The sequence below is a fragment of the Acinetobacter sp. NIPH 817 genome (genome assembly GCF_000368405.1).
In the GTDB taxonomy this organism is placed as follows: Bacteria; Pseudomonadota; Gammaproteobacteria; order Pseudomonadales; family Moraxellaceae; genus Acinetobacter.
The window spans coordinates 1035653-1048808 of the sequence record NZ_KB849420.1 but is presented as its reverse complement, the minus strand read 5'-3'; the positions used below and the strand labels follow the sequence as shown (position 1 = coordinate 1048808).

The following is a 13156-nucleotide window of genomic DNA, read 5'->3' as shown; positions in this document are numbered from 1 at the left end:
AGAATTGTCAGAATTGTCAGAATTGTCAGAATTGTCAGAATTGTCAGAATTGTCAGAGCTTTTCTTAAAATCATCTAAAGTGCTATCAACAATTTTTAGAACAAATGCTGAGTTAACAATTAGAAAGCTTAGATTTATTAGGATACTTTTCCAATCACTATTTAATGTATCTTCATAAAAATATAATAAAATAAAGATAAAGTAAAAAGCCGCTACCGTATAACATAAATATAAAAAATAGCGATCAGAAGTTTTTTTAATTTTATCTAAACTAAATTTTCTTACTGATGATTTAGTATTATCAACAGGGGCTTTTAAAAAAATAAAAAAGTTTTTAAAACTGATGAATATTTTCTGTATAGTTTTCCCTAATGCATAGTGGGACACTAAAAAAACTACTACTAACATCATAAATTTAAATGTTAGCATCATAAATAGTAATCCATCACCCAATTCCATATCAGTTGGAAAATACCTAATACGAATAAAATACCAAGTAATTAAAACAACACCCAGACCTAGTGAAAATTTAGCTAATGTTGTACCTACTTCTACAATCTTCTCGATATAAGGATAAATATATATAAGAAATGCTTTCATGATCTAAAATTAAAAATTATTGTGCTTTTATTTTCCCTAAAATTAAAAAAAATTAAAGCTTAAATTAAAAAAGAGCTGATTGTTATCTGCTCTTTTAATGAATTTTACTAAGTTAATACCGTTTCATTTAAATTCTACCTTTCACATATTGAATAGATAGATAACGAATATACGAAACCCACTCATTGAGTGGGTTTTTTATTGCTAACCGTTTTGCCTGAGGTGATCTTGGAACTCTTGGTCGTGTATTTTGTTATAATTAACAGGGTCGTAGACACATCCAGTTAAAACAACAATTACAGTAAGTAGAGCAACCAACTTTTTCATTGAGACAGCCTTTCTTTTAACGCAAAAGATTTGCTTTAAGTATACTCCTAGGTGATCACTTTAATTGGACATAATTAAGGCAAACGATTGTTATTTTTAAATTATCGCCGTGCTTTAGCATATAAATTGATTTTTTAACAAAATCAAATTAAGGAAGTTATACAACTTATGCCTCAGTCGCTAAATACCAATTTTTCCAAGAACTGGTTCCTCTTGTTTCAATAGGCACAGTTGGAATCAGTTTTTCTTTTAATATTTTGGTTTGTTCAATGGCTTTTGCAAGTCGTGCTTTAATAGAGTGAATGCATTCACGGTCACCAAATTCGCAGCGGTCTAAAGTTGTACCGCCACAAGGCCCGTTGGCTAAACCTTTTGGACATGTTTCAGGGCAAATATATAAAGTATCGCTTAGGCGACACTGACCACAGCTTTCACAACCCACTAGGCTATGTTTACTCAGTACTTCTGTTTTAAGTAAGAATTTGGCGACCAAAGCATTTTCCCAAAAAGATGCCTTGAAAATAAAACGTCCGACGCCTTTAGCAATTTTTGATCCAAACATTGCTTCATGCATAACATGCAGTTGGCGATATTTGATTAATTGTTTAGAGGTCGGCTGACGCGAAAACCGAGCAATTTCAGGTGAAAACTCGTTGCCTGACGTGACTTGCCAAAGTGAATTCCAAAGTTCTTCTAAGGCTTTAAGCTCCAAATGTCTGTATTGCTCGACGTAGCTTTCAAGCAGCATTTGTTCTTCTGGCTTATGACAAGCAGATAAGTGAATTCCTGCAAACCCTAAATGTTTACATATCAAAATCTGTAAAGCGCAGCGTAAATAAACTCGGTCTGTATGCCCTGCCTGTTTTTCTTCTGCCAAGACTTTTAACATGTGTGGGGTAATCACAATACCTGCGACTTTATGCTTCACCATAAAATTGGCACGTGCCAAAGTCAGTGGCATCACACAAGCGAGTATTTGCTGCGAGTAATTATGCTTAGTTAAAAATGATTTGGCTTGCTTTAAGGCTTCAATGTCATAACCCAATTGGGTAATGATAAAGTCAGCGCCTGCTTTAATCTTCTTATGCAGTTTTAAATATTGTGCATCACGCTCAGCTTCAACATATTTAAATGGGTTAAAAGCAACTCCGATACGAAACCCGCCATGCTGCTTGGCTGCCATTACAGCATTTACAGACTCTAAGTATCGACTACGAGGCTGTCCATCTCGACCATGATGATGCTCTTTAAGTTTGTCGCCTGTAAGCAATAACAAGTTTTGAATATTGGCTGACTGAGCTTGTTCTAAAAAGCACTCAAAGTCTTGTATGTCTCGTGCCTTACCTGAAAAGTGTAAGACTTTATCGATTGAGTCGGGATAACTTTTGCTGGCTTCAAGTGGCGCAATATCATGATCTGAATGTACACGATCTGCCAATGTCATTGCAGCTGGATATCCTGCAAAATCATGTTTCACAGGATAAATTTCATGCAGTGAAGTGAGATATTCCACCAATACAAAAAACTGGTTTTGCTGGAAGCAGGGAGAAACGTGTGACATAGGCAAAGTGCTGATCAAAACATGACATCAATCATAAGCGCGGCATTATAAATCAAAAGTACATCAAGATGCGCTAGTCAGAAAGCTCATTGTTTTGCTTATCTTCACCCTCTTTATTTCTGGGTAATTCGAGTGAGCGAGGAAATATAAAATCGAAAGAATCGAGTGCATAGCGGTAAAGCTGAGCTGGTCGTTTCCCTACAATTTTACTGTGGTTGGTTTCTTCAACTGCGCCAACTTCTATCATACGGCGTCTAAATGCTTTTTTTTCTAAGGATTGCCCAAGAATAATTTCATAAATGGTTTGTAGCTCAGTCAGCGTAAATAATTCAGGCATCAGACTGGCTGGTAATGCGGTATAGCGGGTTTTATTGGTTAAACGCTCTAATGCCAAAGTCAGTAATTCGTTATGATCAAAAGCTAATGCTAAATCTTGTGCTTTTGCTACTGGCACCCATTCACTGTATTCAGCCAACGCTTGGTGTTGATAAGCATTAAAATCAATTAAAGCAAAATACAAAATCGTCACGGCCCAACCACGCGGGTCACGTTTAGCATTGCCGACAGAGGCAACTTGTTCCAAGTAAGGTGAAGCAATCCCTGTTTTTTCGACCAGCTTACGATAAGCCGTGGCCATCAAATCTTGGTCATGGGTTAAATCGGCAAAACCGCCCGGTAAAGCCCATTGATCTTTGGCTGGAAAGTTGGGTCGCTTAATGAGTAGTACCTGCAACTGACCATTAAATACCGAGAAAATAGCCATATCGACCGTAAGTAAAGGTGCGTCATAATCTCGGCGATCATAACTGGCAAGGAATTCTTGTTCAGTTTGAATAGTCACGTTCAGCCTCTCAATAAAAATGATGAGCCGATACACACGCAACGGCTCATCTAAACTCAGTTATGCGATGGATAAACGCTCACGAATTTGATCCAAAGTACACTCATATTGAAGTTTACCATTTTCAAAGATGGTTTTTAGTGCTCCGCCTTGTTCTTGTTCGGCTGTTTGCTCATCAAACAAGGTAAAACCATTTTCACTTTCTTCAATGCGTAATAGACCTTTCGCAGATTTTTTCACACCTGAGTCTGTAATTGGGTCTTTAAACAACTCGCGACCTACACCATTCACTTGGCCCCAAGTTGCTTTCACAGCAAACCCAAAGGTATCGCGAGTTAAGTAGTTATAGGTAAAGCTGCCGATCCCAAACACCAAGTTGTTTGAAGCAAAGCCTTTGGCTTCCAGCCCTTCCAAAATACGCTGTGCGCGATCTAGGGTAATTGAGTCACCATAAATTAAACCGACACGTTCATTAAGAACTTTATAGCCTTGCTCAGTTGTTGTACCACCAAACACTTCCCATAAACATTCAACTGCGCCTTTATAGGCTGGGCTGCCAATTTCTGCGTCTGGATCACCACAAATAATTTTAACAGGGTCACCAGAGTCTGGACGGAAAACCAATTTAGCTAAGCCTAAAGCATTCGGTTGTCTCGCCAAAATTTCAGGTTTTAAAGCCACTGTAAACTCGGTAATCACTCGCCAAAAATCCCAAGTGTCAGATACAACACTAACCACACCAGATGGATAAAGCTCACAGATTAAACGCTTAAAGGTTTCTAGCTCACTGTTTTCCGTACCCATACACATCACACTGTGTTCGGTCGCTGGTACAGATACCCCAATCACACCTGTGGCATTGTAATATTCTTCGGCATAGTCAATTGAAGCAACCGAGTCTGTTCCAATAAAACTGGTTAAGTGCCCGACACCCGATTGCGCCGCATCATAAATTCCACTCATGCCACGGCTACTAAAATCGTGTCCTTGCACAGGTACAAAATCAAGCGGTGCGCCAGTTTTTACAGCATATTGAGTTAATAAACGTTTGTACTCGTAGGCAATCGTCGCGGTAGTACAGCTTTTCCAAAGCTCAGCACTTAACACCGTTTCAATATAGTTGGTTAACCAAAAGAAACGCGGGTCGGTATTAATTACGGTGAGCACAGGTACACGCATATTGACGCGGCTGCCTTCTAGCAATGCTTTAATCCGTAAAGGTAAATACCCCAAGTCGTGTAATGCTTCAATGTGATCGACCGGTACAGCACCTTCACCTAGAGAACTATCCATACGGCGTTTATATGCTGCTACTACTTTGTCTTTAGGTTGCTTGAAAAAACCTTCATTCCATGTATCGATTAAAAAGTGTTTGATAAAACCCTGAAGACCAAAAAACACCACTTTATCGTCAAAGTCAGGCAACATTTTAGCGAGTCGAGATGAACGCGGTGTAAAGTTTGCGTACACGTACTCTGTGCCTGCTGGATATTGACGTCTGTGATCAGCTTTATAAAAATCGATAGCGTTTAATGGATTAAGTTTAATAGTCATCTTTGTTCTCTTTATTTTGCTGCAAAAGCAATTACTGAAATTTTGTCTGATGGTTGTTGTGTAAAGCTGTCTGAGGTAAACAGTTGGTCAAGCAACCCATCAAAAACCTCTATTCCTTTACTGAAAATACCGTGGGTCACATATAGAACGACCTTAGTGCAATTGAGGCGACGGAGTTCTTTGGCAATACCAATAAAGGTTGCACCACCGTCACAAATGTCATCGGTAATGACCGCTGTTAGGCCTGATAAATCAGTTGCATGTACATGCGTACCTAAAATTTTGCCAGTCACTGGGTCACGTTTTTTATCACACTGAACTATAGTGATGGGTTGTTTGCGCTCAAGATTAAAAGTGTCTGCAACCATTTGTGTGCGTGCTTTTGCGCCTTTATCTGGGCAAATCAGTACTGTTTTTTCATCTTTTAACAGCGTGCTTAGCGCTTCACTCTTTGCGATGATGTCGACTGAACTGATATTTACAACTTCTTTAAAAGAAGTATTGGCAGCGAGTAATGCTGTTGTTACTTCACTATGGCAGTCCCAAACAGTGATTTTGCCTTGTTTGCCTGCTTTTTTGTCTGCATTGATATTAAGTAGCTTCGTCATCACATCGAGTGAGAACGCTTGGCCTACTGCACAAATACGATCCTGACGTGCATATGGAAAATACGGAATTTCTAGGTCAACGGTTAAACCCTGAGTCAGCAATATATTTTCAAGTAGTAAATAGTCCATCACATCGTGACTTGAGGTCATTTGCGCGCGGACCAATACGTTGCCAGATAGTGAACCTAACGTTGTCTCATCAATTTGAACATGACGCTCGCCACCAGAAAACTGCGTGAATTTCACTGGAATTTCATTTCTTGCCGCATCTAAAAGCTGGATAGCCATATCATCCTCTTTTTGTCTGATGACCTTCGATGAATATATAGTGGCATAAAGCCACTATATATTTCAAGTCTATTTTTCAAACTTTTTTCAAAGCCACTTAAGACATAAAATTTGCAGTTTTAGAGCATTTAGAGATTCTATTTTTAAGAGAGATTATTCTTCAATCAATTGAAATAAAAAATTAATTTACAAAAATCATGACGAGTAGAACTATTATTAAAAGTAGCGGATACAACTTTGCACGCCATAAATCAGGTAGTTTTGAAATAAATTTTTCTGAAAAATATAGCCCAATCCATGTTCCAGCAACCAAGAATAAAGCAGCTTCAAACCAGATTAGACCGATAAATCCAATAGGTGCCCATGTAGATTGCCAAAGTGACAATACACAATAGGTCAGCGTTGCAGTTAAAGACAAAGGCAGCGTGAGAATGTTTGCAATAGCCGCGGCCTCTGCCATAGAACTACCCCGCCGCCGTAACAAAGGAACCGTCATTACACTGCCACCCACACCTAAAAGCGCTGCAACCCAGCCGATAATTCCCCCTTTAATTAGTTCGCTGTTTTCACCATAGTTTTGCTTTTGCTTTGATGTCACCATAAACCCAGGTCGGTAATAACAATCAATAATCGTTATGAACACATAGCCCATAAATACCCAGCGAAGCCAATTTCCATTAAACAATGAGGCCATTACCGCACCGACTATTCCGCCAAATGCGATACCACCCCATAAAAAGCGGATTTTTTGCCAATCTATATGTCCAGACCGATAGTGTTGAAAGGTTGCAAAACTTGCCGAGCAGAGCATGACAAAAGCTGATGTGGCAACTGCAATTTGCATGGCATATATGCCGACACTGCTTTCATTGCCCCACTTTTGAATAATGACGCTATAAAGCAAAGGTACAGCAACAAAACCACCACCAAAACCAAATAACCAAGTGGTTATGCCTGAAAGTAGTCCAAATAAAAATAGCTCATATAGCATCATCATCTTCCTCACGTTTATAGAGGCATGATATAAAATAGCCCTATGGCAAACTAACGTAGAAAAGCCATATTTTTATTTATTTCAGACAAAAATATATGCGTAATATTCCAATTAATGATGTAGACCATCTACCGCAAGCGGTTCTAGCGTTAGGATCAGACTATCCTGCTGATACTTTGTTAGATACGCATAGCCATCGCCGTGCTCAGTTCTTATATGCACCCGAAGGACTCATGAAAGTTGAAACCGAAGATGGTCAATGGCTCGTGTTACCTTACAGCGGTGTATGGATACCCGCAGGTAAACCACATCAGGTATGGTTGTCTAAAGTCAGTACTTATAGTTTGTATATAGAAGCGGGCCATGCGCCAAGACAGGCAACATATTGCGAGGTTATCCAAGTCTCGCCTTTGTTACATCAACTGCTCATTCAGGCAAATCAGCTACCTATTGACTACCAACGTGCAGGCCGAGACGGCGCTCTTATCGATTTATTGTTATATGAGCTAGAAGCTGCATCAGCCCTGCCTCTGTTTATTCCATTGCCTCACAACACATTGTTATCTAAACAGTGTGCTGAGTTTATGGAGCATCCCGATATTCATAGCAGCCCTAAAGATTGGGCTCATGACCACAATAAAAGTGAACGGACTTTTCATCGCTGGTTTAAGGCAGAAACGGGCATGTCATTTCAGGCTTGGCGTAATCGAGTCTGCATCATCTATGCTTTAAATGCGTTAAAAGCAGATATCTCGATTACTGAAATTGCCTTTAGTTTGGGCTATGAGCATTCGGCAGCATTTACTGCAATGTTCAGTAAAATTATGGGTTATCCGCCTACCCATTTTCAAAAAAGATTTCATACGCATGATAAAGCGCTATAAAGATTTACTCATGTGAATGGTGTCATAGGTATCGATCCATTCTCTTTTAATAACATCAAAGCCTTGAAGCCGCCAAAACTCTTCAGCCGCAGGTAAAAAAGGATGGGTATGCAAATACAAAGTGGTAATTTCATTCTTCTGTGCATAGCTAAACAACATTTTACATAGCATGGTTGCGATGCCATTACGGCGGTATTCAGGCAATACAAACAACTTAACCACTTCCACTGTCTTAGAGGGCAGATTTAAATCAAAACGATGGTCATACGCCCGATATGCAATGGTGCCAATAATACGGTTTTTATCTTTTACCGTAATAAAGCAACCTAATGGATCATTAACATAATATTGCCCAAAATTTTTTAAATCTTTGGGAACTTGCCCATGATAAATTTCTGGGAATAAGAGCTGTCTTGTATAAAGCGCAAACTCTACAGCTGACTCATAATCAGTTTTGCCCACTAGCTGATAATTCAACATATTCATAGCCAAGAATAATCAGGGATAACAATCGTTTTGTCTTGAATCATGGCTTCATGGAACTCAACATCATAGACACTTTTTAAAAACTTCGGATCGGTGATTCGTGTTTTAGACTCAGGCTTAACGACTTCGTGTTGGCGCATAAAAAACAAATGATCTGCAAATAAAAAAGCCAAGTTGGGATCATGCATAATCGCAATCACCGTAAAATTTTGCCGCGACAACTGACGCAATTTTTTCATTAAATAAGACTGGTAATAAACATCGAGATGATTGGTTGGCTCATCAAGCAAAATCACTTTGGGTGCTTGTACTAAAATGCGCGCAATCATAACCAATTGCCGTTCACCTCCCGATAGTTCGGTATAAGGACGGTCACGCAAATGCTCGATGTCTAAATCAAGCAAAGCTTGGTCTACACGCTCCCAGTCTGATTTTGAAGGTCTATATCTGCTAAAAGCGGCACGCCCCGTAATCACTACATCTTTAACCAAAAATGGAAATACGGTTTTATGAAACTGCGGTAAAAAGCCGAGTAAGGCTGCCCGATCTTTGCCTTTAAAGTCCGATAGTGGTTTTCCTGAGTAACGAATCAAGCCATCTTTTACAGGTTCTAGGCCCGCCATCAATTTAAAAAGTGTCGATTTTCCGCAACCATTACGCCCTAAAATGACGGAAAACTGATTTTCAGGAAACTCCAGATGAATATTTTTAAGGACCTGTTTGTGCCCATAGGCATAATTTAACTGATCAATTTGAATCATGCCCAATGAGTCCTCTGTGTTTTCATTAATAATAAGAAAAATGGCGCGCCAAGTAACATGGTAAAAATACCAATTGGTATTTCAAACGTTAGTAAAACCCGAGAAAAATTATCAATCAACAGTAGAAAACTGCCGCCCAAAATCATATTGGCAGGAATACTGTAGCGGTGATCGGGCCCAACCAACATTCTCACAATATGCGGCATAAACAGTCCATATAGACTAATAATGCCAGCAGCAGCCACAGAAGTTGATGTACATACAGTCACTAGTACAATTAAAAGAAGCTGTTCCCACCTTGGGTTAACACCAACAGCTTGAGCTTCTTCAGCACCGAGGGCCATTAAGTTTAGCCGCCAGCGCATCGCAAATAATCCAGTAAGTCCAATACAAATCGGTAGCACGGCGTATTGAACTTTTTGCCAAGAAGCCTGATGTAAGTTACCCATAGTCCATTGCACGATCACTTGAAGTTTAAATGGATCACTTAAGTATTGAATAATTGTAAGGCCTGCCAAAAACAGCCCCGAAACAATCATGCCCGATAAAATCACCATCACTAAAGAAGTCTGACTTTCATGTTTCTGATGCGCAAATAAATAGGTTAAGGCAACAGCGCACACACCAAAAATAAAGGCTGATAGATTAGGCGAAAGCCAACTTAAAGAAAGTGCCAAAGCTGCGCCAAACGCTGCACCAGATGAAATACCGAGTACATACGAGTCAACTAAAGGGTTACGAAACAACGCCTGTAAACCATTTCCCGCAGTTGCTAACGCAGCCCCCACCATAAAGGTCAGTAAAATTCTGGGTAACCTGACATTGACCAAAATGTTTTGCATCAGTCCAAATTGCTCAGCATCAAAATATGGCGTACCAAACACCGCTTGCACACCCCACAGCACATAGTCCCATGCACTCAAAGTCTGCGTTGGCCCAATGAGCAAAGAGATAAAAATCATGAAGAAAGGTAACGGGTAAAACCAATAATATTTCAGCTTTTCCATATTCATTGCACCAATGCTTTGGCAAGGTGCTCACCATACAACTTGGTTAAAATACGCTGTTGTAAAGCACTTACTGGTAAATCGGACTGTTCAGGGTAAATGCTGTGGTTCAAAGAAATCGCCGTAATAATGATTTTGATGGTATGTGGGTTATAAATAAATGCAGGGCTCAAATTAAATACCTTACGGTTTTGTACGGCACTTAAGCCTTGTAATTCTTTGCGTTCATAAATTAGTTTTGGGTTGGTATTCCAAAGCACAATATTGTCAGGGTTCCATTCAATGAGAGTCTCGGGATTTACATTCGGTTGGTTAGCATTGGTCTGAACAATGTTGTAAGCACCTGCCAGCTCAATAAAGTCATTGGTAATTGACTCCCGTCCCGAAGTGGAAAAAATTCGCCCACCTGACCACGCATAGTAAATCGATTGCTTATTTGGCTGACGTGCTGTTTTGGCTGCGACTTCTGCCATAATTTCATCAGAAAAACTCAAAATTTCTTGAGCGCGCTTTTGGGCACCACTAAGAACGGCAATTTCAGATAGCTCTTCTTTCACTTGTTGGTAAGTGCCAGATTCCATCACATATACAGCAATACCAAACTGTCGTAACAGTGCGATCGTTTGAGCCTGCCCACTCCCCAAAATGACCAAATCGGGTTTCAACAACACGAGACTTTCAATATTGGTTGCATTGGCACCTTGTGAAGGCGTTGCAAGCTGTTTATTGGCAATGCGTTGATCTATTTTTGAATAGGCGTTAAATAATAAAGGTTGAATGTATACTTCGGCTGGTATGCCAATCACTTTATGACCTTGCCCTAGCATATATAAGCCATCTAAACCCGACTCAAATAGAGAAACTATTCTTTGGGCTGGTTTGGCTACACAAACTTTTGTATTTGTACTATCAAAAACACATATCGAATGGGCTGCTAAGTTTTCTTTAGTTTTTCTACTTTGTTCAGATGAAGAGCATCCACATAGAATGAGTAAAGTAAGTATTGAAACCAATGACTTCATTACAGCATCCAACGCACAAATACAGTGCAAAATAAAAAGACGTGTTTATTTGGTGCATTTTTCATATGAAAAAGACACCATAAGAGAGCAAGACGGTTTGAATCATCATTTATAAGTTAGTAAATCAAATGTTGTACTAAAGATAAGAGTAATTAAGCAATAAAAATGCCAAAATTACAAAATAAACTTAATAATCATGCAATTGTAATTTGTATTTTAAAACTCAAAATATAGATAGCCTTATACAAAACCTTTAGAGCATGCATGCTAACCATTCAAATAAAATAATTTTTAATATTTAATTTTAATCAAAAATCTTCATATCTAACATTTTATTTAATAATGAGACTTTAAACCCATAAATTTAAAAAAACAAAACACATTAAGCAAAAATATAATTATTTTTATTTTAAAAACCTTTTAATTATTAATAAAAAACTATTATAAATAATATACTAAATATTTAAGTTTTCCTAAAAAATTACAGAATTTAAAATTAAATTTTTTCATTATTAATATTAGATATAAACCTTTAATAAAAACTTCTTTATATGCTAGATTAGATTAAGAATTACCCAAACCAAGGGTAAATTCATACATTACTAATAATCAAATATAAGAATATTAAACATGACAAGGATTTAAAATTATGAAGAGAAATTATTATATTTTAGGCACTCTCTTGTTTAGCATGAGTTTAGCAACTCATGCTGACTCGCTACGAATGAGTGCTACGGAGTTCGCAAAAGATCCAGCCAAAGTAAGCGCATTACAAAAGGGTTTGGAAAAAATGCGAGCAAATAATAATGCTCCCCCTTTATCACCTGAGTTTCGTACAAGCTTTAATTACTGGGCCAATACGCATGGCTATTTTGGTACAGGTACACATGCAACAGACAAAGATTATTATGTTAATCAATACCGTATGCCACAGTGTTTACAGATATACAGTAAAGCAGTATGTGACAGTTACTATAAGCATATCCAAAATTCATCAGTCCCAAATGATGGCTTTACCGATGAAGTTTGGGGTACATGCCAACATGGCAATCTAAATTTCTTACCTTGGCACCGTATGATGCTTTATTTCTATGAGCGAACAGTTCGTAAATATGTTGGGCAAGATTATTCCCTTCCTTATTGGGATTATTACCAAGAAAAAGCTGCTAATGGTAAAGGCTTAGCACTCCCTCAATTAGTCCGTGGTAAACAAGCAGGTACCTTATATGATCAGTTCCGTACACCCGGTTTAAATGCAAATATCAGCGCCATAGATCCAGATAATGCCAGCGCTGCTCAAGCATTTAAATGGGATAACTTCACAGACTTCTCTAACCAATTACAGTCTCAACCCCATGGTGTAATGCACTGTGCAGTAGGTAAAAACTGTGTACTACCCGATATGGGATTTGTACCTATTGCAGGCTTAGACCCCGTATTTTATATGCACCATGCCAATATCGACCGCTTGTGGCAATGCTGGTTAAATAAAAAAGCGAATGGGCAACCAATTACCCTTGAATGGGCCAAGAAAAATTTAGGTATGCCAGATAGTTGGTATGACACCCGATATACTTTTGCAGATGAAAACGGCAACAAAGTCACCATGACCATTGCAGATGTATTCACCCCCGGTAAAATTCCAGTGCGATATACCAATGAAAATGCTTGTAAAGTTGAAGCTAATGTCATGAGTAGTAAAGGTGCTGAAAAAGCAAACTTATTTAAAATGAATCATAAGCCAGTCAGCAGTAATAAAAGCATTAAGCTTATGGGTGTAACTCAAAAAGTAGCTTTAGACCCTCAGACTACAACTTTCTTAGAAAACTCTAGTCAACTTACTCAAACAAAGCTCTCATCAGGACAAACCTATTTAATCTTAGATAATGTCCAAATGATTGGTAATCCAAATCTAACCTATAAGATTTATTTATCTCCAAAAAATAAACCTGACCAAAAAATTTATGTTGCCACAATTAACTACTTCGGTGTGTTAGATCATAACCACGGCGGACATCCGGGTCATATTGGTCAATTGGTCTATCAAGTCAGTGATCAAGTTAAGCAATTAGGCATGGCTGCTGAAGACTTAGAAGTTCAGTTTGTTGCGACCGATTTAACGCTTGATCAAGTGAAAGAAAAAGTAAGCTCTCAAGGCTTGAGCATTTCTCAGGTTCGCTTAGAAACGTCAAAATAATAATTAAGGGAGAGGCCTGATTTTTT

At 38.5% G+C, this 13156-nt stretch carries 12 protein-coding genes; 2 read left to right on the top strand and 10 right to left on the bottom strand.

The window, feature by feature from the left end; genetic code table 11:
* The 6 genes from F968_RS20445 to F968_RS08615 form a co-directional block, all read right to left on the bottom strand.
* Nucleotides 1–600: hypothetical protein (locus F968_RS20445; protein WP_004792242.1), on the bottom strand; the 600-nt coding region annotated here is incomplete at its 3' end.
* 493 nt (nucleotides 601–1093) lie between these two features.
* The gene (locus tag F968_RS08635) at nucleotides 1094–2488 is read right to left on the bottom strand and encodes a methylenetetrahydrofolate reductase C-terminal domain-containing protein (RefSeq protein ID WP_004792240.1); all 1395 of its coding nucleotides are present in this window, start codon (nucleotides 2486–2488) and stop codon (nucleotides 1094–1096) included.
* Nucleotides 2489–2561: 73 nt separating this feature from the next.
* The gene (locus F968_RS08630) at nucleotides 2562–3329 is read right to left on the bottom strand and encodes an ADPR responsive transcriptional repressor NtrR (protein ID WP_004792239.1); all 768 of its coding nucleotides are present in this window, start codon (nucleotides 3327–3329) and stop codon (nucleotides 2562–2564) included.
* A gap of 60 nt (nucleotides 3330–3389) precedes the next feature.
* Complete coding sequence (locus F968_RS08625) at nucleotides 3390–4883, bottom strand: nicotinate phosphoribosyltransferase (protein ID WP_004792236.1); 1494 nt, start codon at nucleotides 4881–4883, stop codon at nucleotides 3390–3392.
* Between the two features lie 11 nt (nucleotides 4884–4894).
* Nucleotides 4895–5779: a phosphoribosyltransferase family protein gene (locus tag F968_RS08620; protein ID WP_004792233.1), complete on the bottom strand. Its 885-nt coding sequence runs from the start codon at nucleotides 5777–5779 to the stop codon at nucleotides 4895–4897.
* Nucleotides 5780–5960: 181 nt separating this feature from the next.
* Entirely contained in the window at nucleotides 5961–6770 is an 810-nt protein-coding gene (locus F968_RS08615) for a sulfite exporter TauE/SafE family protein (protein ID WP_034596208.1), read from the bottom strand.
* A 98-nt stretch (nucleotides 6771–6868) separates the two neighbouring features.
* Here F968_RS08615 and F968_RS08610 point away from each other — a divergent pair, with 98 nt between their 5' ends.
* The gene (locus F968_RS08610; RefSeq protein WP_004792229.1) at nucleotides 6869–7657 is read left to right on the top strand and encodes an AraC family transcriptional regulator; all 789 of its coding nucleotides are present in this window, start codon (nucleotides 6869–6871) and stop codon (nucleotides 7655–7657) included.
* Here F968_RS08610 and F968_RS08605 read toward each other — a convergent pair.
* The 4 genes from F968_RS08605 to F968_RS08590 are packed head-to-tail and all read right to left on the bottom strand — an operon-like array spanning nucleotide 7652 to nucleotide 10933.
* Nucleotides 7652–8143, bottom strand: a complete 492-nt coding sequence (locus F968_RS08605) for a GNAT family N-acetyltransferase (protein WP_004792227.1) — start codon at nucleotides 8141–8143, stop codon at nucleotides 7652–7654. The two genes, F968_RS08610 and F968_RS08605, sit on opposite strands and share 6 nt — an antisense overlap.
* A complete protein-coding gene (locus F968_RS08600; RefSeq protein WP_004792226.1) occupies nucleotides 8140–8904 on the bottom strand; it encodes an ABC transporter ATP-binding protein in 765 nt (254 codons plus the stop codon). The genes F968_RS08605 and F968_RS08600 overlap by 4 nt, the downstream gene beginning before the upstream one ends.
* Complete coding sequence (locus F968_RS08595) at nucleotides 8901–9911, bottom strand: FecCD family ABC transporter permease (RefSeq protein ID WP_081399507.1); 1011 nt, start codon at nucleotides 9909–9911, stop codon at nucleotides 8901–8903. The genes F968_RS08600 and F968_RS08595 overlap by 4 nt, the downstream gene beginning before the upstream one ends.
* Before the next feature lie 2 nt (nucleotides 9912–9913).
* On the bottom strand, nucleotides 9914–10933 hold the full coding sequence (locus tag F968_RS08590) for an ABC transporter substrate-binding protein (protein ID WP_004792223.1): 1020 nt from the start codon (nucleotides 10931–10933) through the stop codon (nucleotides 9914–9916).
* 649 nt (nucleotides 10934–11582) lie between these two features.
* On the opposite strand from F968_RS08590, the gene F968_RS08585 reads away from it, so the two are divergent.
* Nucleotides 11583–13130: a tyrosinase family protein gene (locus F968_RS08585; protein ID WP_004792221.1), complete on the top strand. Its 1548-nt coding sequence runs from the start codon at nucleotides 11583–11585 to the stop codon at nucleotides 13128–13130.
* The last annotated feature ends 26 nt before the right edge of the window (nucleotides 13131–13156 follow it).

Bases quoted from the DNA above. Each gene is read 5' to 3' on its own strand.
- F968_RS08635 (WP_004792240.1), bottom strand. From the start codon at position 2,488: ATGTCACACGTTTCTCCCTGCTTCCAGCAAAACCAGTTTTTTGTATTG.
- F968_RS08625 (WP_004792236.1), bottom strand. From the start codon at position 4,883: ATGACTATTAAACTTAATCCATTAAACGCTATCGATTTTTATAAAGCT.
- F968_RS08620 (WP_004792233.1), bottom strand. From the start codon at position 5,779: ATGGCTATCCAGCTTTTAGATGCGGCAAGAAATGAAATTCCAGTGAAA.
- F968_RS08615 (WP_034596208.1), bottom strand. From the start codon at position 6,770: ATGCTATATGAGCTATTTTTATTTGGACTACTTTCAGGCATAACCACT.
- F968_RS08610 (WP_004792229.1), top strand. From the start codon at position 6,869: ATGCGTAATATTCCAATTAATGATGTAGACCATCTACCGCAAGCGGTT.
- F968_RS08605 (WP_004792227.1), bottom strand. From the start codon at position 8,143: ATGAATATGTTGAATTATCAGCTAGTGGGCAAAACTGATTATGAGTCA.
- F968_RS08600 (WP_004792226.1), bottom strand. From the start codon at position 8,904: ATGATTCAAATTGATCAGTTAAATTATGCCTATGGGCACAAACAGGTC.
- F968_RS08595 (WP_081399507.1), bottom strand. From the start codon at position 9,911: ATGGAAAAGCTGAAATATTATTGGTTTTACCCGTTACCTTTCTTCATG.
- F968_RS08590 (WP_004792223.1), bottom strand. From the start codon at position 10,933: ATGAAGTCATTGGTTTCAATACTTACTTTACTCATTCTATGTGGATGC.
- F968_RS08585 (WP_004792221.1), top strand. From the start codon at position 11,583: ATGAAGAGAAATTATTATATTTTAGGCACTCTCTTGTTTAGCATGAGT.